Here is a 19,692-nt window from a genome sequence, read left to right as displayed (position 1 = left end):
ATGATTTGATGTTGGATTGCCGATTATTCGACTATTCGTCGCCGTCATTGGTCGGCGTATAGGCGACGTCACGGAATGCGACGGCGCCCGCGCCATGTGCGTACACGCCCAGCAGCGTACCGGTGAAACCGCCGGCATTGGAGAAGCTTAGCACCTTGCCCGGCACGCAGCCCATCGGGATGATCGCGTCGCTGTCGTCGAGCTGGGCGGTGAAATGGTATCCGCGGTCGTCGCCGACGATGGTGAAATGTATTGCCGCGCCTGCGGGAATGACGGTGCGGCCGACGATGGATACCAGGCCGGCGTTGTGCACGGCGGCTTCCAATTGCACGGCGTCATGTTCCGCGGCATGCGCGCACAGCGTCATGTAGTGGTCGGCGTTCGCGTAGACGGCGACGCCGGCTTCGCCTGCGAGCAGGCTCTTCGGATTGACAAGCGTCGCACGGAAGGTGAAGTCGAAATTGGTCTGGCGCGTGCCGATCATGGACGGACCGCGGGACAGGTCGAATTTCTGCTCCACCGCTTTGACGGTGATCGTCGTGCCGCCGTTATGGGTGACCTCATATCGTCCGTCGGTATCGATGGACGGCGTGATCCAGGCCACGTCGGCTTCAAGGGATTCCCCACAGCCGTTCAGAGGGCAGTCATATGACTGGTCGCACAGAACAGGCCAGCCGTCCTTCCATTCGAACCACACTGCGTACGGTTCGCGGCCGATCCAACCCTGCGCCGGGTATTCACTGTTATTGCGGGTGCCGTGGAACACCATCAGCGTGCGGTCCTGGTCGAAATGCGCGCAGTCGCAATGGCCGATGGCCTGCAGCGTCAGATGCGTGCTGCGGTTGGTGATCAGCGGATTGCCGGCATGCATTTCATACGGGCCGGTCGCCGAGGCGGAGCGTGCGATGTTCTCCATATGGCCGGATTCGGTGCCGCCTTCCGCCCACATCAGATAGTACATGCCGCCGCGCTTGTACATGTGAGGACCTTCCGGATTGGATCCGGTGATGCCGCCGCAGATGCGCTGGCGCTTGGTCAGCACGGTGCCCGTGGCCACGTCGATTTCCGACAGGTAGATGCCGGCGGGCTCGTATTCGCCGTTTTCGTCGGGGCTGCCGCCTTCGTTGCCGCAGATGTACACTTTCCCGTCATCATCGAAGAACAGGCTGGGGTCGATGCCCGGCCACCCCTCCACCCAGATCGGGTCGGACCAGCCGTTATGCGGGTCCTCGGCGGTCAGGATCATATTGCCCTTGTTCACGTTGGTGACGATCAGATAGTAGACGCCGTCATGCCAGCGCAGCGTCGGCGCATAGATGCCCTGATTGTTGCCCATGGATTCGTATGGGAATTGGCTGGGGCGGTCCATCGCATTGCCGATTTTCGTCCAATGTTCGCCGTCTTCGCTTTCGAACACCGGCATTCCGGGGAAGTATTCGAAAGAGCTGTTGACCATGTAGTATCCGCCCTCGGGCTTTTCGCAGATGGTCGGATCGGGGTGGAAGCCGGAGGCGATGCGTCGCGCTTCGGTGCAGTTGAACAATGTCATCGTTGATTTGTTCCTTATGATGATGGAGGTTGTGTGCATGACGCCTGCTGCCGCGGCGATACGGCAGCAGACGTCATGCGGTCACGGCGGGATCCGCCAGTGGAAAGTTCCGATCGGATGTTCCGACCGGAACTTCCGATCAGACGTTCAGCGGATCGGAGCCCGGACGCACCAGCACCGGCAGGGTGTGGTAGTCGTAGGTTTCCGTGTACCAGCGGCCCGGCTCGTAGGACTGCTTGGTCAGCAGGTTGACCCACGGCTCGCCGGCATGGTCGCCGCCGGCGTCCGGCACGTAGAAGCGCGCGGTGCCGTCTTCGCTGAACACCGGAGCGACCAGCAGGTCGCCGCCCAGCATGTACTGGGTGTCGATGTCTTCGCAGGACGGATCGTCCGGGAATTCCAGCACCATGGCACGCATCATCGGAACGCCGGTTTCGTGCGTGATCTGCATCTGCTGCAGCAGGTACGGCTTGAGCTGGAGCTTGAGCTCGGTGAATTCACGGGAGACTTCCACGGCCTCTTCGCCATACAGCCACGGGACCTTGTATTCGGTGGAGCCGTGATAGCGGGAGTGCGAGGAGAGCAGGCCGAACTGGGTCCAGCGCTTGAACAGGTCCGGGGTCGGCTTGTCTTCGAAGCCGGCGATGTCGTGGCTCCAGTAACCGAAGCCGGACATGCCGAAGCTCAGGCCGGCACGCAGGCTTTCCGCCATGGACGGATAGTTGGAGGAGCAGTCGCCGCCCCAGTGGACCGGGAACCGCTGGCCGCCGACGGTGGCGGAGCGGGCGAACAGGATGGCTTCGTCCGCGCCCTTGACCTCGGCGATGACGTCGTACACGGCCTTGTTGTACAGGTACGTGTAGTAGTTGTGCATCAGTTCCGGATCGGAGCCGTCGTAATACTGCACGCCTTCGGTCGGGATACGCTCGCCGAAATCGGTCTTGAAGCAGTCGACGCCCTGGTCCATCAGGTGGCGCAGCTTATCCTGATACCACTTGGTGGCTTCCGGATTGGTGAAGTCGACGATGGCCATGCCGGCCTGCCACTTGTCCCACTGCCATACGGAACCGTCGGTGTTCTTGATGAAGTAGCCCTTGGCGGCGCCTTCTTCGAACAGCGGGGACTTCTGGCCGATGTAGGAGTTGATCCAGACGCACACCTTCAGGCCGCGGTCGTGCAGCTTCTTGAGCAGGCCTTCCGGATCGGGGAACTTGGTTTCGTCCCACTCGAAGTTGCACCATTCGAGTTCCTTCATCCAACGGCAGTCGAAGTGGAACACGCTCAGCGGAATGTTGCGCTCGGCCATGCCGTCGACGAATTCCATGACGGTCTTCTCATCGTAGTCGGTGGTGAAGGAGGTGCTCAGCCACAGGCCGTAGCTCCATTCCGGAACCAGCGGCGGCTTGCCGGTCAGGTCGGTGTAGGTGTCGAGGATGCCCTTCAGGTCCTCGCCGCCGATGACCGAATAGCTCATCTCTTCGCCCGGTACGGAGAACTGCACACGGGAAACCTTTTCGGAACCGATTTCGAAGCTGACCTTGCCCGGATTGTCGACATACAGGCCGTACTTCTTGTTGGACAGGTAGAACGGGACGTTCTTGTACGCCTGTTCGGTGCCGGTGCCGCCGTCCTCGTTCCAGATGTCGACGGTCTGGCCGTTCTTGATGAAGTTGGTGAAGCGTTCGCCAAGGCCGTAGATCTTTTCGCCGACGCCAAGGTCAAGCTGTTCGGTGACATGCAGGCGGCCTTCCGGATCGGTGACCAGGCCCTTTGCGCGCCAGCCGGAGTGGGCGATTTCCTTGCCATCGTACAGATACTTGAAGTCAATGGATTCGCCCTTGGCGATTTCCAGGGTGAGGCGGCCGGAGGTGTAGCTCCACTTGTCGTCGTCTTCGGCGATGGAAACGTCCGGATCGGATTCATTGAGCTTGAAGGCCGGGCAATGGGAGCGGTCCTTCTTGAAATTGATGAGACGGGTGGTGATGATGTCTTCGCGCGGAGACGTCACTTCGATGGTGAGGATGCCGCCATCCAGGGTCTGGCCAGGATGATGGATCGGGACGCCGAACGGGCAGAACAGCGTCAGCTTCTTGCCTTCCACCTTGGAGGCGTACACATTGGCCGCGTACTTGACGTTGAATCCGTCCTTGATCAGCCAGCCGCCATTGAGAAACTTCATTGGTTTGTGCTCCTTTGCATTATATGCGTTTTCGATATTTATAAGTTTATCAATAAGCTCACGCGACACAAGCGGACAGGCGGATATCCTGCACGGATTCGCCTACATACACCTTGGCCTGCGCGGCGAGGGCGAATCCGCCCCGCTCGTTCGACCAATAGCGCAGCGCATCGTCGGCGGGCATCGCGATTTCGACCTGACGCCGTTCGCCGGCCTCAAGTTCGACCTTGGCGAATCCCTTCAGTTCCTTGACCGGGCGATCTTCGTCGGTGCCTTCCAAACCGAGATACACCTGCACGACGCTCTTGCCGGCACGATCGCCGGTGTTCTTCACCGTGCACGCCACGCGGATCTCGCCGTCGATGCGGCGCGCCACAAGATCGGAATAGTCGAAACTCGTGTAGCTCAGGCCGTGGCCGAAGCAGAAGCGGACCGGCACGTCCTTCGTCTCGTAATAGCGGTAGCCGACGTAGATGTCTTCCGTGTAGTCCACGTGCAGGCCGGGGCCGAACGTGCCGACGGAATGGGCCGGGCAATCGGCCAGCGCGACCGGGAAGGTCTCCGGCAGGTGCCCGCTCGGATTGACGCGGCCAAGCAGCGTCTCGGCCAATGCGACGCCGCTTTCGCAGCCGGCATACCAATTCCACACGATCGCCTTGGCGCGTTCCGCCCATGGCATTTCCACCGGGGAGCCGGCGACGAAGACCAGCACCGTGTTCTCAGCCGCGTCCAGCAATGCTTCGATCAGCTCGTCCTGGCCGTACGGCAGCTTCATGTCGGTGCGGTCGCGGCCTTCCAGATCATGCTCGTGATCCAGGCCGCCGACGAAGACCACCGGGTCGCCGGACGCCGCGAATTCGCGGGCCAACGCCACGGCTTCGTCGCGCAGTTCGGCCGCATGCGCGGCGTCGTTTTCGTTCGAGCCGATGGAATTCTCCAGGCTTTCCTCCTGCCAGGATTCATCCTGATTGACCTGCTTCGCCTCATAGCCCAACGCGTAGGTGATGTCGACGTTGCCGCCGAGCTGGCCGTTAAGGCCCAGCAGCGGGGTGACTTCATGCAGCGCCTTGATGACGGCGCTGCCGCCGCCGTTGGAGTGGATGCGATCGGCGTTCGCGCCGATGACGAGCATGCGCTTCATCGTATGCTCGTTCAGCGGCAGCACGTCGTCTTCGTTCTTGAGCAGCACGATGGATTCCCGCGCGACGTCCAGCGCGGCGGCGGCATGGTCGACGGTCGCGTAGCGGCCCGCTTTGCGGTCGGCGCCGCCCAGCATATGCAGCGCGTCCATGACGGCGAGCACGCGCAGCACCTTCTTGTCGACGTCGTCCTCGCTCACTTCGCCGGCTTCGATGGCGCGACGCAGCGGATTGGCGAAATAGTATTCGTCGAAATTCGGCGTCACCGACATTTCGACGTCAAGGCCGACCTCGGCGCTTTCCTTCGTGCGCTTGACGGCGCTCCAATCGGAGACGACGAAGCCTTCGAAATCCCATTCGTCGCGCAGGATGTCGTCGAGCAGTTCGGACGATTCGCAGCACTGCTTGCCGTTGACCAGATTGTAGGCGCCCATCAGGGACAGCACGCCGCCGTCCTGCACGGCGGCTTTGAACGCCGGCAGATAGATTTCGCGCAGCGCGCGGTCGCTGATGGTCTCGTCGACTTCCAGTCGGTCGGTCTCCTGGCTGTTCGCCGCGTAATGCTTGGCGCAGGCGGCGACGTCGCTTTCCTGCACGCCCCGGATGTAGGCGACGCCCTGTTCCGCCGCCAGCTTCGGATCCTCGCTCATGTATTCGAAGTTGCGGCCGCACAGCGGGCTGCGCTTGATGTTGATGGACGGTCCCAGAATCACGTCCTTGCCGCGTCCGCGCGCCTCCTCGCCCAGCACTTCTCCGGTTTTGCGGGCGAGCTCGCGGTTCCAGGTCGAAGCGACCGCGGAGCCGCTGGGCAGGTAGGTCACATAGTCGCGGGTGTTGTACAGCGGCGTCCATGAATCGTTGTGCAGTTCCGCGCGTACGCCCATCGGGCCGTCATCCATCTTGAACGGCGGGATTCCCAGGCGTGGCACGCCTTCCGTGCGGAACAGGCCTGCGGCGTGGATCATGTCGATTTTTTCGTCGAGCGTGAGCTGGGCCAGCAGTTCGCGCGCTTTCGCCTTGTTGGATTCGGTGATGACAGTCATTATCGATTCCTTTTTTTATTGATGATTTTCGGTGACGCGATATCGCTTATTCGATGGTGATCTTGAAGCCCAACGGCAGGCTTTGGTCGCCGCCGCGTTCGGCGGTCGTGACCACCAGGGCATCGTTGGTCCGTTCGTATTGCACGGGGCCTGCGCCCATCTGCTCCACATTCCTGATGATGCCGTGGAACGGTGCGTGCTTGCCGTCGTGATAGGCGAAGAAGCTGGTCAGGGACAACGTCGAAGCGCCTTGCGGATTCAGACAGAATGCGTAGATTGCGCCGTTCTTGGCGGTGAAGCGGAAATCCGCCGACGTCCACTGCGTTTCCTGCTGGTCGGAGAATGCGCCTTCCGCGGCATGCGTCGGGCCTTCTTCCGCGAGTTTCCACGGACGGGTGCCGTAGATGCCTTCGCCGTTGGCTTCCAGCCATGCGCCGATGCCTTCAAGCAGTTCGCGGTCGTGTTCGGCGATGGAACCGTCCGCCTTCGGGCCGACGTTGAGCAGCAGGTTGCCGTTCTTGCTTACCGTGTCGACCAAGGTGATGATCAGTTCGGCGAGGCTCTTGTATTCGAGGCCGTTCGTGTAGCACCACGAATTGCGCGCGATCGCCGTATCGGTCTGCCAGACGAACGGCTTGGCCTGCGCGAAGCCGCCGCGTTCGACGTCCTTCAGGCCGGCGCCCCACGCCATGCCGTCATCCTTATAGCAGATGATGACCGGCATCGACCATTCGGCGCCGCGGTTGTAGTAGTAGGCGGCCAGCTTCTTGATGTACGGCTTGAACGCCTCGTGCTGGATCCACCAGTCGAAGTACAGCATCTCCGGACGGTAGTCGTCGATGAGCTCGCACACGCGCAGCAGCCAGTCGTCGAGGTATTCCTCGGTCGGACGCGGCACGCTGAACAGGTCGTAGTTGTCCGGTTCGGGCTGGGCCGGCCAGTAGAAGTCGCCGCGCCGCATCGGCTCGCGCACATCGGAATCGAAGTCGCGGCCGTGTCCCATGAACCACCAGTGTTCGGCGCGATGGTTCGATGTGGCGAAATGCAGGCCGTGCTTCAGCGTGGCTTCACGCAGCTCGCCCAGGATGTCGCGGTGCGGGCCCATGTCGACGGTGTTCCATTTCGACAGTTCGCTGGCGTACATCTGGAAGCCGTCATGATGCTCGGAAACGGGGAAATAGTATTTCGCGCCGGCCTTGCGGAACAGTTCGAGCCATTCGTCGGCGTCGAACTTTTCGGCCGTGAACATCGGGATGAAGTCCTTGTAGCCGAATTCGTTCTGCGGGCCATACGTGGCACGATGATGCTCGTATTCCGGATAACCTTCGATATACATGTTGCGCGAATACCACTCGTTGCGGAATTCCGGCACGGTATACAGACCCCAATGGGTGAAGATGCCGAATTCGCTTCGGGGAACCAGTCGGGCACCTGCACCTTCGCCAGGGATTCCCAGGTATCCGTGTATGGGCCGGCTGCGATGACGGCCTCGATGTCCTTCATATCAATCATCGAATGTGCTCCTGTTCCAGTCGAAGCCCACGGCCTGGCACCACGCCCGCGCAATGATCATAGCGCCCCGCTCGTAGGGGTGCACGCGGTCCGGGCTGGCCAGGCAGCCGTGAAGCTGTGTCATCCAATGGTCCACTGCGGCCTGCGTATCGACGTAGATCGCGTTGTGACGCTGGGCCACACGGTGTGCGGCCGCGGCGAATTCCTCGACCTTGGCGCGCATCTGGTCCTCGGGATTCGGTTCGAACATGAACGGACGCATGATGATGAAGCCTTTGAGCGTCGGAACGTCGCGCAGCGTCCGCTCGATCAGGCCGTCGTAGATGGCCTCATATTCTTCGGCGGTGTGCAGATCCGCCTGCCATAGCGGACCGTCATAGTATCGCCAAGCGTCGTTGACTCCGATCATCACGGACACGTAGTCCGGCCTGAGTTCAATGACGTCACGCTGCCAGCGGTCGGCCATCTGGACGATGTCATCTCCATTGATGCCCGAATTGATGGTGCACAGGGCCCGATCCGGGTACACGGCGGTCAGCAGGTTGTGCAGCGTGTTGACGTAGCCGTGTCCGTAGCCCCACCCTCCCGGAGTGGCTGTCCGGTCACGGTCGGCGTCGGTGACGGAGTCTCCGACGAATACGATGCGGGAATGCTTGGCAAAAGGCAACATTACGATTCCTCCGAGGAATGGACGTATGGGGCTCGGCCGTCGGCTCGACGAGGCCGTGCGCCCGCACATATGAGACGAGGGGCGCCGGATTCCGGTCCGCGCATCCGGCGCCCCTCGTTCGAGGTATTTATTCAGTTATGCATGTTCGGTTATGTCGGGTCGCCGCCGGCGGGCTGACGGCGACCATCCTTGAATCACTCAGCGGCTTCCTCATCGCCTGCGGTGGCCTCGTAATCCTTGACGATCTGCTTACGGGCGGCGTCCTGATCCTTGGCGTTCTGCATGTCGACGTCGATGACCTGCTGTGCGCCAAGGCCTTCGACTGTTTCGCGCATATCCTTGAGGATCTTGTCGCATTCGGATTCGGAGGAAGCGAATACGGCTTTCCAAGAGGAGTTCACGATTTCGGTCTTGACGGAGCCACGCAGAGTGGAGACCTGGGAATCCTCATCAGGCTGCACGTAGGTAGCGCCCGGAGCAACGGTGATCATATCGTTGGCTTCCAGATACTCCATCGTGGTGCTATAGCCGCCCATATGCGCGGACCAATCCTGGCTCAGCGGGTTGTTGTTGGCCTTCTCCAGCTCGCTCGGCCACATCATAGCGTTGTAGGAGTAGCCGGTTTCCTCGTCGATGTCGTTGACGTTGACGGTCCCGAAATTCAGGGCGGAGATGCCGTCTGAGTAGGAGCCACCGCCCCATTCCTCAGGAACGTTAGCTGAGCCGCCGTTGAGCACTGTGCTGCCAAATTCAGTCAGCACCGGCTCGCCGTCCTGGATCTCCCAGTTCAGACCCTGCGGGCCGGCAGCGCCACCGGTCTGAGCGCCAGAGTCATACACGCCTTCTGGAGAGTACAGCCAGTCGATGAACTCCACCAGACGCTGCTTGTTCTTGGCCTTGGAACCGACACCAATCATCGTGGTGCCGCCATAGGTGGAAGCACCGTAGGAGAAGATCTTCTGATCCTTGAGCGGCGCGATCATGAAGCCCTTGCCGGCTTCCTTGTTCTCAACGGTGTTGTAGGCAGCCTGTCCCAGCCAAGGCCAGAAGGAGAACAGGACTTTGCCTTCCTTGTACTTGGAGTTCATCGTGTCGTAGTTCTGCGTGGTGGATTCCGGATCCACGATGCCGGCACGGTACGCCGCGTTGAAGAACTTGATGACACGCTCGTAGATGCCGCCTTCATCGGTAACGGACTCGTAGTCGGAACCGTCAGCCTGAGCCAGCACGAAGCCCATTTCATCATAACCATAGAAGCAGGTCGGCTGCTTGGCGTTGTTCATCATGTTGCCGTCCCAATCCTTGAACAGCGACATGGCGTAGATGTCGTCACGACCTTCGGTTTCACGGGCCTTGTCCTGCATCTGCTTCAGAACCGGAACCAGATCCTCGAGGGTGTCGATCTCCGGATAGCCGACGGCTTTGTAGTAATCCCAACGCAGGTATGGGCCGAAGGTCGGTTCCAAACCTTCGCTGGCTTCGGTCGGAGCCTTGGAGGACACGCTGCCCGGGATGCCCCAGATGCCGGATTCCTGGCCGATGGTGGCGGTGAGGTTGTCGATGGCGTCCTGATACTTCTTCAAGTTATCCATGCCATCCATATACGGGGTCAGATCGGCGATCAGGTCGGCCTTCACCATCTTCTCGCCACGGCCGGAACCGTAACCGACGATGACGATATCGCCAAGGTTGCCGGAAGCGGAACGGGTGTCGAACAGGGTGCTGCCGCCGCCAGCGACGTTCGGAGCGACAATGTTCAGTTCGATGTTGAACTTGTCCTTGACCAGTTTGGCGAACCAACCCTTTTGTTCACCTTGGTAGTTGGCCAACTCATCGAACACCTCAACGGTCATCAGTGAGCCGTCGTCCTTTTCCGAAGCGGTGGTGTCACCACTGCCGCCGCACGCAGAGAGCGACAGCATTGCGGCCAGCGACACTGCCACCGCGGTGATTGCCTTCTTGTTGATGGACATATCTGCCCTTTCCTTTCTTGTGTATTTCTTTTGTTAAGAAAAACTTCGAAAAATCTTGGTTGTTATCCCGCCGCGCCGAACCGCTCAGGATCCGGCGCGGCGTGGGCAGGGATCAGCCCTTGACAGCGCCGAGCATCATGCCCTTGACGAAGAAGCGCTGGAAGAACGGATACACGAACAGAATCGGGAGCACGACGATGACGGAAACCGTCATGCGGATCGAGGTCGGGGTCTGCTGGGTGGCCAGTGCCGCGACGTTCATCGCGGTGCCGGCACTTGCCTTCACCGATGCAGCCAGGGCGTTGGCCTGATTGATGTAGGTGTACAGCAGGTACTGCAAAGACCACAGTTTTGAATCGGTCATGTACATAAGGGTGTCCTGGAAGGAGTTCCACTGGCCGACGGCGGAGAAGATGCCGACGGTCGCCAGAATCGGGGCCATCATCGGCAGCACGATCTTCCAGAAGACCGTCAGGGTGCCGGCGCCGTCCATTTCTGCGGCCTCCTGCAGCGAGGCCGGAATCGACTCGACGAAGGTCTTGACCAGGATGATGTTGAACGGCTGCACGATGAGCGGCAGGATATACGCCCAGAAGTTGTTGGTAAGCCCATAGTTCTGCATCGTGATGAACATCGGGATAAGACCCGCGTTGAAGTACATCGTGATGATGATGAAACGGTACCAGAACTTGCGCTTCCACATCTTGGCCTGGGTGAACATGAAGCCGAGGAACGCGCTGGCGCCCACGGTGAGCACCGTGCCGACCACGGTACGGGCGACCGAGATGAAGGCCGCGCTGCTCAGGCCGTCAAGCGCGAGCACCTGCTTGTAGTTTTCCAGGTGGAAGCCCTGCAGCCACCAATTCACTTCGCCTGCCGCAGAAGCATCATTGTTGGACAGGGAGTTGATGATCAGATAGTAGAACGGATAGACGCAGATGAATGCGAACAGGGTGAAGAAAATAATGTTGCAGACGTTGAACACCTTTTCGCCCTTGGTGCGGCGCATTGCCGGCGAGACGCTTTCCTTGACCTTTTTTGCCATGATTGTTTGCTCCCTTTTCTTGTCAGACGATCGCCACGCCACGGGTGCGTTTGGACAGCGCGTTCACTGCAATCAGTAGCGCCACGCTCACCAGGGACTTCAACATCGAGATCGCGGTTGCGAGGGACAGCGAGTTCTGCCCCATACCGATGTTGTACACGTACAGATCCAGCACCTGGATGTGTTCGGAATTGAATGCGTTCTGGAATACGTAGTACTGGTCCATACCGTTGTTCAGGAAGTTGGAGATCGAGAGCATCAGCAGCACGAAGTAGGTCGGCAGCAGCTGCGGGATGGTCACGTGGATGATCTGCTGGAAGCGGTTGGCGCCATCGACCTGGGCGGCTTCATACAGTTCCGGATCGATGCCGGCGATGCCCGCGAGGTACATGATGGAGCCCCAGCCGAGGCCCTTCCACAGATTCCAGAGCAGCATCTTGAGCCAGGTGTGCGAATCGGAATCAAGGAACTTGATCGGCTCGCTGATCAGGTGCAGGTCTTGCAGCAGCTCGTTGATCATACCGGTGGAAGAGAACATGGCAAAGGCCACTGCGTAGACCAGAACCCAAGAGATGAAGTTCGGCAGCGTGGTCAGCGTCTGGATCAGGTTGCGGAACCACTTGGCGCGGATTTCGTTCAGACCGATGGCGATGAGCAGCGGGAAGAATGAGGTGAGGATATTCAAACCGCTCATTGCGAAGGTGTTGATCAGAACCTGACCAATGGCCTTGAGCTGAGCCGGATTCTGCACCATCATCTCGAACCACTGCAGACCAACGAATTCGCTTTCCGACAGCGGGATCGGCGGCTCGTAATCGAAGAAGGCGTAAATCCAGCCGAACAACGGGACGTAGCTGAACATCACCGACAAGATCAGGAAAGGCGCAATCATCAGCCACAGCTTGAAGCCATGACGCTTGTTATCGTCAGACTTCTTGCCTGCCTTGCGAGATGCTCGCCCCGCCTTCACACTCGGAAGCGCCGCAGTGCTGCCCGCGCTCACCGCACTTCTGCCTCTCTCCGACGTCTGCATCATTCCTCCTTTGGCTCATCTGATGCATACAACCCGCTTTTGTCTGTTACATACTTCCTTGTGCTGCTTGCAGCAGGCAAAAGCTTATTGATTAAGTTATAGATAAGGATAGTGCACCCATTTTATTTTCTTGTCAATAAACCTATAAATAAGCGTTGCGCGCGGTATATACTGAGGAGACAAGAACATGGAGGTCCTCTTATGCGATTCAACCTTGACAGCCCGTTGTGGCAGTTCGCCAACTTGCTCCTGCGTTACGTTCTGCTCAATATCCTTTTTGTGATCACATGCGTTCCCGTAATCACCATAGGGCCTGCGCGCGCAGCGCTGTACAGCACGGCATTCGCATTCGACGAACACGATGACATCAACCTGTGCCGCGAATATCTGAAACGCTTCAAGAGGGAATTCCTCCAAGCCCTCGGATCATCGCTGATTTTCGTCGCGCTCTTCGCATCCGTGCTCTTCACGCTGGTGTTCTGGGGTTCCCTTGACACCGACCTCGCCTATGTGGTGCTGCCGATCATCATCCTCGTCGGCGCGATAACAGGACTGACTTTCGAATACTATTATCCGCTTCAGGCCCGCTACCACAACACGTTCATGGGCACCCTGGTCAATGCCATGCGCGTCCCATGGGCGGTGTTCGGCCATACGCTCGGACTGCTGGCGATCGACATCGCCGCGGTCGCACTGTTCGTCTTCGGCGGCTGGTTCCGAATCCTCTTCCTCATCTTCGGGTTCGCATGGCTGGCCTACGCCAAATCACTGATTTTCCTGCGTGCCTTCAAACGCGTCAGCGGCGACCCCGACAAGCCGCACGAGCAGCCGGACTTCACCATGCCGTCCGCGTCGATCCAGTGAACACGACCATCCATACACAGTTGCATATATCATATATAAAGAATCGGCGGGCATTCCAAGCGAATGCCCGCCGATTCTTTATTGGATCCCACATGACGGCGACGCCACGTCCGCCTCGTCATCGCTCATAGCAGAGGCCACGTACGGCGGAACCGTCAGGAATCATCAATGTGATTTCATGCATCGATAACGGCAACGCAAACACCGCCTCCGTATCGGCGCCCTGACGCATCGCAATGTCTCCGCCATCCGCCTGCGCCCGCACATGATCGCATCCGGTGCCGGCGATCCGCAGCAGTCCGGCAGCGGCATCATCAGCGGGGAAACCGGCGAATCGAACAATCGCAAGGTTTGCGGCATCCGCAGGGACGGCGGCGCATGCCTCACTGCGACGCTGCCCCGGCACAGCGGCCGCGGCGATCAATGTCGTGTTCTCGCAGGAATCCCAATGATCAACGGGAATCCAATGATTCAGAGGACGCCCGGCAGGGCCGTCGCCCGGCACTGCGACCGGCGCGCCCACGCGAACGTCGCCGCTCGAAGCGCCGACCTCAACCGTATAATCACCGCCGGGCACACGGAAATCACCAAGACGAACATCGAAAATGCGCAGGTCCTCAACCAGAATGCGCATGCGCAGCGTGCGAGTCTCCCCCGGAACGACGGCCTTTTCACGACGGAACGCCACCAAGCGGCGCTTCGGCATCGGCACGTCGAAGGCGGCCTGCGGGTGGCGGATATACACCTGCGCCACTTCATCGGACGGCATCGTGCCCTCATTGGTTACGTTCACTTCGACCAGCAGGCAGGGCCGGCCGGTTTTGTCGCAATGGCCATCGGTCGCAGCGGACTTGCCGGCGTTTGCCGCATCGGCGGGAGCGGCGGCAGGCTCATAAGAAACGCGCAGACCGTCATAGCGGAACGGCGCATAGGTCAGGCCGTGACCGAACGGATACAGCACATCGCCGTCATGCCACTGGTAGGTGCGGCCACCGGCGATGATGTCGTAATCATTCTTATCGGGCAAAACCGTGTTCTCGCCGTACCAGGTCATCGGCAGACGCCCGGCCGGAGACGCCAGACCGAACAGCACGCGCGCAATCGCCTCGCCCATCGATTGGTCGCCCGAAGCGGATTGTACGATGGCGGGCACATGGTCGCGTTCCCAATCAATATCGTACGGATAGTTGGAAATCAGCACCATCGCAGTACGCGGATTGGCCGCACACAAGGCCTGCATCAAAGCGCGCTGCGCCGGCGGGAACGCCGTCGAGGGACGGTCCGCGTCCTCCTTGCCGTTGATCACCGGGCAGCATCCGACCACGGCGATCACCGTATGGGCGGCGCCTGCGAGCGCAGAGGCCCGTTCGACGCCGGATTCGACGGTTTCGAAGGCGAAGCCTGCGGCGGCGTTGATGATTGCAGTCGCGCTTGCTGAAGCTGCGCCGGACTCGGACGATTCGGAAACCGCAAGGTCTTCCTGCGTCACCGTATCGAATGCTTCCGTTTGCGGTACGCCGATGCGCTGGGAGCTCAGGTCGGTCTGCGCCACTGCGCGAATCGGCAAAACCGTTGCGACGTGGCGGTTTTCGTCAACTTGGCCGTCGCCGTTCCGTTCCTCTGCGTCTCGTCCGTCTTCATCACGGCTTTCGGCATTGTCGGCAGGATGCTGCGCGACGCACACCGGCACACCATTCCATGTGTACAGACCGCCGTCATCGCCAAGGCGGAACACTTCCTTGACGAACCAGCCGAATGGGATGCGTTTTGAGGCGCGAATCACGCCATCATCTTCCGCCGTCAGATACAGGCCGTTCTGCGCGCGCAGCGTCAGTGACCCGTCGCCCCAATCCTGCAGACGGAATCGTTCCGCGCGATCCTTGCTCGAGGTCGCAATCAGCGCATCGTCGGCGTCCAATGCGGCGTAATACCGGCCGAATCGCAGCAGCACGACATCCAATCCGTCATCATGCCGCATTGATTCGGAGCCGACGACGCCTCGTACGCCGTCAAGCACCGTCGAGCGGAAGGGCGGCTCACCGCCGTACCAATCCTGGAACCATTGGTCGGCGAGCGGGCCGATAACGGCAACGTTCACATTCTGCGCCTTGCCAAAGGCCGGCGCATTACCGTCGGCCGATGCCGCGCTGCCGGACGGCGCATCGGCATCCGTCGCTTCATCGGCTATGGCGTCGACTGCGGCATCGCCGACTGCCGTGCCACCGGCTGCTGCACCACCGGCTGCTGCACCACCGGCTGCCGGAATTTCAAGCGGCAGCAATCCGTCATTGTCCAGCAATACCACCGATTCCTCAGCCACCTGCAATGCGATGGCGCGGTGTTCCTTGGAATCGATATCGTCATCGTTCACATCGTCGAAAGGACCGGCCCAAGTGCCGTCGGCGTTCCTGTCGTACAGGCCAAGCCGCAATTTGGTCGTGAACGACCTTCGCAATGCGCGGTTCACGTCCTCTTCGTCGATCCAGCCGCGATTCCAGGCTTCGATGGCGGCCTCATGCACCATTTCGGCGTCATCGGTCATGCAGGAAACACCGGCTTTCAGCGAGCGCGCCACCGTTTGCGTATGGGAGATGGTGTCGTGACGGGCGTCATGCACCAACGACACCGCGCCGCCGTCGCTGACGATATGGCCGTACAGTCCGTATTCGCCGTGCAGCAGCTCTTCGGCGCGGGCGTCAAGCATTTCGACGGTGCCGTTGACCGCATTGTACGCGGTCATGACGGAGCTGGCTCCAGCGTCTTCGATGCAGCGGCGGAACGGCTCGTAATAGTATTCACGCCGATTGCGCGCATCGATGGTGGACGAGGTGATGCAACGTCCTTCTTCGACATTGTTGGCGAAGAAATGCTTCAACGCCGACGAAATACGCAGATGTTCGCGGGTTTCCTCAGCGGTGCCGCCTTGCAGGCCTTGAATGTACGCGCCTGCCGTTTCGCCGGTGAGCAGCGGGTCTTCGCCGTAGCTTTCCTCGTTACGGCCCCAACGCGGATCGCGCTCCATGTCGACTGTCGGGGCCCAACGGCATAGTCCGCCGACGGGATCGCGGTGGAAAAGGGCGCGCGCCTCCACGCCTACCGCTTCGCCCGCTTGTTCGAGCAATGCGGGATCCCATGTGGCGCTCATGCCGATCGGCTGCGGCAACGAGGTCGTAATGTCGGGATTTCGGGGATTATCGCCTTGATCATGGCGCGCTTCGACGCCATGCGCCGCTTCACTGCCGATAAAGAAGCGGGTGATGCCGAGACGCGGCAGATCCGGTGTGCTGGTGGCGAGAAACGACAGCTTTTCCTCGATGGTCATCTCCCCCAGCAGCCATTCGACGCGGTCGGCGATCGGCAAGGAACGATCCCAGAGCGGGTTGTCGTGCGCGGGCGCATCCTGCGATTCCATATTCGGCATAAGGTGTGCGTTCTGCATATTTTGTGCATTCTGCATATTCTGCGTACTCTGCATATCTTGTGCGGACTGCATATTCTGCATGCGCTGCATATTCTTCATATTCGGCATATTCTGCGCAGCCTGTGCGGACTGCCCATTCTGTATAGACGTATCGCGCATTCATAACTCCCTTGTCGCATACAGCACGCGCTTCAGCGTCATCGTCCCGCTTCTTCGCAGCGGACAGCGATTTCGTTCAGCAACATAGTAAAAAGTCCGCCCGACTTATTTATAAGTCTATAAATTAATTGCAGCACACATTATGCGCCTTCAAACACCAATCACAGGCAAAAGGACATCCCATGTTGACTGGCCTCCGTAAAAGGACGTCCAAGCTGACAGGCCTTCACAAAACGGCACAGCAAATCAACCGGCCTCCACAAAAGGACATCCCATCATTGACGCTTTTGACCGCAACACGCCGGCGACAGCAGTCAAAAGCGTCAACACACGGCTGCAATCAAAGGAAGACACCTCACCCCTTGACACTTTTGACCGGGACACGCCGCAGACAGCGACCAAAAGCGTCAGAACACATCATCCACCCATGAAGAGGCCGCATCATGATTGACGCTTTTGACCGCCAACCTCGGCGTGTTGCAACCAAAAGCGTCAGCAAAGACCGCCGTCAAAGGAAACGGCATCTTCCTGCTGACACTTTTGACCGGGACACGCCGACGACAGCAGTCAAAAGCGTCAACACACGGCTGCAATCAAAGGAAGACACCTCACCCCTTGACACTTTTGACCGCAACACGCCGCAGACAGCGACCAAAAGCGTCAGAACACATCACCCTCCCATGAAGAGGCCACTTGTAATTGACAGTTTTGACCGCAACACGCCGACAACAGCAGTCAAAAATGTCAGCAGGAGGGAGCCATCCACAGTAAGGCCGCCTTATGATTGACGCTTTTGACCGGGACATGCCGCGGATGGCGACCAAAAGCGTCAAGATGAAAACCCGGATAAGGATGGACGGGCCCGACAACGACAAAATTGGACGCCAGAAAAGTTGGATGCCAGCAGAGGCAGACGTCGGCAAAGACGAGGGATCAACAGATAAATGGGACTGGCACGCGCAAGGATAACGTCCGTACTCGCCTATGACAGAAGAAGCCTGCCGCCTCCCCGCGATTTTGCGATCGGGGAAGCAGCAGGCTTCTGCAGGCGCCGTATGTCGTCGCGGGCTTACGAACGGCGCTCGATATGCAGATCGCGCGCCAGCGGGCAATCAGCCGGAGCGGCAACGCCGTCGGGCCGCAATCCCAGAAGCACCGCCAAAACAGCCACCGACGAGGCGGCCGACCACGCCTGCGGATGGCAGGCCGCCGGATAAGCCACCGGCACGCCCGCCGCGGAATCGATGCTGTCGCCGGAATACAATTCCGGGATCTGGAAATCGAATGCGGCGGCGGCGTTCACCAATCCTTCGGCAATACGCAGCGCCTCATCCACATATCCTTCCTCATACAGGCCCAGCATCACGATTGCGCTGTCATGCGCCCACACGGAACCGCAATGATAGCTTTGCGGCCAATAGCCGCCGGCCTTGCCGCTCATCGTGCGCACGCCGTAACCGCTCAGCATGTCGTCGCCCATAAGACGGGCGACCACATCGCGGACGCCATCGTGATCGAGAATGCCGGTGCCCAGCAGATGTCCGATGTTGCTCGTCAGAGAATCGACAGGCTTCTTATCGGCGTCCAAGGCGATGGCAGGGTAACGGCCGTTACCGTCATCCACCCAGAACGCCTCGTTGAAGCGAGACTTCAGCGACGCGGCCCATTCGCGCCACGTGTCGGCTCCGGGGCGCCCGAAATGCTCCAACAGGTCGGCGCCGGCGACGGCGGCCTGATATGCGTATCCCTGCACCTCGCACAACGCGATCGGCCCCTGCGCGATCTCACCGTTATTCCAACGCACGGAATCGCCGGAATCCTTCCAGCCCTGGTTGCTCAGACCGCGACCGGTGCGGTCGATATATTCCAGGAATCCGTCGCCGTCGCAATCGCCGTAGTCGCGAAGCCAGGCCAAGGCCGCTTCCAGATTCGGCAGCAGCGCTTCGACTTCGGTCTCGTCGGCGCCCCAGCGCAACGCCTCCGCAAGCAGGATGATCCACAGCGGGGTGGCGTCGATCGTGCCGTAGTACAACGGCGGCAACGCCATGTGGTCCTCGGCGAAGGCGCCGGTGGAGACAAGCGGTTCGGCACGCAGTTCGTGCATGATCTTGCCGGGATCAGCGTTGGTTTCCGGATCGCTTTCAGTGGCCTGGAAATGCGCCAATGTTCGCAACGTGCCCATGGCGGTACGCGTGGTCAGCGGCAGCATGAATCGCGCGGCCCACAACGAATCGCGGCCGAACAACGTGAAGAACCACGGCGCGCCGGCGGCGAGGAACTCATCGTCCGGCAGAGCGGGAACGGCCATGCGCAAACCATCAAGATCGCGCAGAGACGCATTCGCCCACGTTTTGACACGATAATCGGCGGCCTGCACGGACACGTCATTCCAGGCGCTTCGCGCAGAGGCGGCCTGCACCGCCATACGCGGCGTTGCGACGGTTATGCGCATACCCGTTTCGACGCTGCCTCGGACCGGCACCTGCAAGCGCCAGATCAGCGTGGCCTCCGCACCGTCGATCCGCAGCTCCGCCGCCGGCGCATCGCCTGCCGATGCGTCAACCTGCACTTGGATGTCGTTATAGGAAACGCTGACTCCGTTCTCGCAAGCAGCCAGCATAATCGCATTGCCCTGCACCGCCGCCGATTCGGCGCCGCCTTTCACCTCCTGCATGGTGGCCATGTCGAATCGCAGCGTTGCAGCCAGTTCAACGTCACAGGAATCCGTCAGCGCGCTGGTCACGACGAATCGTTCCGACAATCCGTCAACGCTCAGTTCGCGACGCTCCTCAAGCCGTACCTGCGGATCGACCACGGGGCCTTCGATATTGCGAATGCTCAGCGCCGTGACGCTGACGCCTTTGTCCGGCGTGCACCACGATAGCGCAGTCGGCGTCTCGCCGTTGACCGTCACGGTCAAAGCGGACAGAATGCGGGTGTCCCCGACGTAAAAGCCGCCGATGGAAGGCGCGCCCGCGTGCGGCGCGGTGCCGTCCACAGTGCCGTCGGCGTTGCACCATAGCTGAGCCGGCGCCAGGACCAACGCCTTCATGTCGTGCATCCACGGCTGACGGTTACGCCAGAAAGTTGTATTGGTGGTCATAA

At 60.1% G+C, this 19,692-nt stretch carries 12 protein-coding genes; 2 read left to right on the top strand and 10 right to left on the bottom strand.

What is annotated here, in order from left to right:
* Positions 1–31: 31 nt before the first annotated feature.
* The 8 genes from AC1AX7_RS07595 to AC1AX7_RS07560 all read right to left on the bottom strand — a co-directional run bounded on the left by AC1AX7_RS07595 (position 32) and on the right by AC1AX7_RS07560 (position 12,146).
* The gene (locus tag AC1AX7_RS07595) at positions 32–1,549 is read right to left on the bottom strand and encodes a glycoside hydrolase family 43 protein (protein ID WP_476509484.1); all 1,518 of its coding nucleotides are present in this window, start codon (positions 1,547–1,549) and stop codon (positions 32–34) included.
* A 139-nt stretch (positions 1,550–1,688) separates the two neighbouring features.
* Positions 1,689–3,728 carry an alpha-xylosidase gene (gene yicI, locus AC1AX7_RS07590; protein WP_476509483.1) on the bottom strand — a complete coding sequence of 680 codons (2,040 nt, stop codon included), beginning with the start codon at positions 3,726–3,728 and terminating at the stop codon, positions 1,689–1,691.
* Between the two features lie 58 nt (positions 3,729–3,786).
* A complete protein-coding gene (locus AC1AX7_RS07585; protein WP_476509482.1) occupies positions 3,787–5,910 on the bottom strand; it encodes a beta-glucosidase in 2,124 nt (707 codons plus the stop codon).
* A gap of 46 nt (positions 5,911–5,956) precedes the next feature.
* Positions 5,957–7,282 (bottom strand): alpha-L-fucosidase, encoded by a 1,326-nt coding sequence (locus tag AC1AX7_RS07580; protein ID WP_476509481.1) that lies wholly within the window; start codon positions 7,280–7,282, stop codon positions 5,957–5,959.
* A 132-nt stretch (positions 7,283–7,414) separates the two neighbouring features.
* A complete protein-coding gene (locus AC1AX7_RS07575; protein WP_476509480.1) occupies positions 7,415–8,092 on the bottom strand; it encodes an SGNH/GDSL hydrolase family protein in 678 nt (225 codons plus the stop codon).
* Positions 8,093–8,286: 194 nt separating this feature from the next.
* Entirely contained in the window at positions 8,287–10,065 is a 1,779-nt protein-coding gene (locus tag AC1AX7_RS07570) for an ABC transporter substrate-binding protein (RefSeq protein ID WP_476509479.1), read from the bottom strand.
* Positions 10,066–10,177: 112 nt separating this feature from the next.
* Complete coding sequence (locus tag AC1AX7_RS07565) at positions 10,178–11,110, bottom strand: carbohydrate ABC transporter permease (protein ID WP_476509478.1); 933 nt, start codon at positions 11,108–11,110, stop codon at positions 10,178–10,180.
* Positions 11,111–11,132: 22 nt separating this feature from the next.
* On the bottom strand, positions 11,133–12,146 hold the full coding sequence (locus AC1AX7_RS07560) for an ABC transporter permease (RefSeq protein WP_476509477.1): 1,014 nt from the start codon (positions 12,144–12,146) through the stop codon (positions 11,133–11,135).
* A gap of 198 nt (positions 12,147–12,344) precedes the next feature.
* Here AC1AX7_RS07560 and AC1AX7_RS07555 point away from each other — a divergent pair, with 198 nt between their 5' ends.
* A complete protein-coding gene (locus AC1AX7_RS07555; RefSeq protein ID WP_476509476.1) occupies positions 12,345–13,007 on the top strand; it encodes a YesL family protein in 663 nt (220 codons plus the stop codon).
* A 118-nt stretch (positions 13,008–13,125) separates the two neighbouring features.
* Here AC1AX7_RS07555 and AC1AX7_RS07550 read toward each other — a convergent pair whose 3' ends face one another.
* Entirely contained in the window at positions 13,126–16,446 is a 3,321-nt protein-coding gene (locus AC1AX7_RS07550) for a glycoside hydrolase family 3 protein (protein ID WP_476509475.1), read from the bottom strand.
* A gap of 921 nt (positions 16,447–17,367) precedes the next feature.
* Between AC1AX7_RS07550 and AC1AX7_RS07545 the strand changes: the two genes are divergently transcribed.
* On the top strand, positions 17,368–17,556 hold the full coding sequence (locus AC1AX7_RS07545; protein WP_476509474.1) for a hypothetical protein: 189 nt from the start codon (positions 17,368–17,370) through the stop codon (positions 17,554–17,556).
* Positions 17,557–17,656: 100 nt separating this feature from the next.
* On the opposite strand, the gene AC1AX7_RS07540 is transcribed toward AC1AX7_RS07545, so the two are convergent.
* Complete coding sequence (locus tag AC1AX7_RS07540) at positions 17,657–19,690, bottom strand: glycogen debranching N-terminal domain-containing protein (protein ID WP_476509473.1); 2,034 nt, start codon at positions 19,688–19,690, stop codon at positions 17,657–17,659.
* Positions 19,691–19,692 lie beyond the last annotated feature (2 nt).

This window comes from Bifidobacterium sp. LH_449, from assembly GCF_056356755.1.
Note: the sequence above shows the minus strand (reverse complement) of the source record. Positions and strands in the feature narration are given on the sequence as shown.

Coding starts and splice junctions, on each gene's coding strand:
- AC1AX7_RS07575 (WP_476509480.1), bottom strand. CDS start 8,092: ATGTTGCCTTTTGCCAAGCATTCCCGCATCGTATTCGTCGGAGACTCC.
- yicI (WP_476509483.1), bottom strand. CDS start 3,728: ATGAAGTTTCTCAATGGCGGCTGGCTGATCAAGGACGGATTCAACGTC.
- AC1AX7_RS07555 (WP_476509476.1), top strand. CDS start 12,345: ATGCGATTCAACCTTGACAGCCCGTTGTGGCAGTTCGCCAACTTGCTC.
- AC1AX7_RS07560 (WP_476509477.1), bottom strand. CDS start 12,146: ATGATGCAGACGTCGGAGAGAGGCAGAAGTGCGGTGAGCGCGGGCAGC.
- AC1AX7_RS07570 (WP_476509479.1), bottom strand. CDS start 10,065: ATGTCCATCAACAAGAAGGCAATCACCGCGGTGGCAGTGTCGCTGGCC.
- AC1AX7_RS07545 (WP_476509474.1), top strand. CDS start 17,368: ATGATTGACGCTTTTGACCGGGACATGCCGCGGATGGCGACCAAAAGC.
- AC1AX7_RS07595 (WP_476509484.1), bottom strand. CDS start 1,549: ATGACATTGTTCAACTGCACCGAAGCGCGACGCATCGCCTCCGGCTTC.
- AC1AX7_RS07550 (WP_476509475.1), bottom strand. CDS start 16,446: ATGCAGAACGCACACCTTATGCCGAATATGGAATCGCAGGATGCGCCC.
- AC1AX7_RS07585 (WP_476509482.1), bottom strand. CDS start 5,910: ATGACTGTCATCACCGAATCCAACAAGGCGAAAGCGCGCGAACTGCTG.
- AC1AX7_RS07565 (WP_476509478.1), bottom strand. CDS start 11,110: ATGGCAAAAAAGGTCAAGGAAAGCGTCTCGCCGGCAATGCGCCGCACC.
- AC1AX7_RS07540 (WP_476509473.1), bottom strand. CDS start 19,690: ATGACCACCAATACAACTTTCTGGCGTAACCGTCAGCCGTGGATGCAC.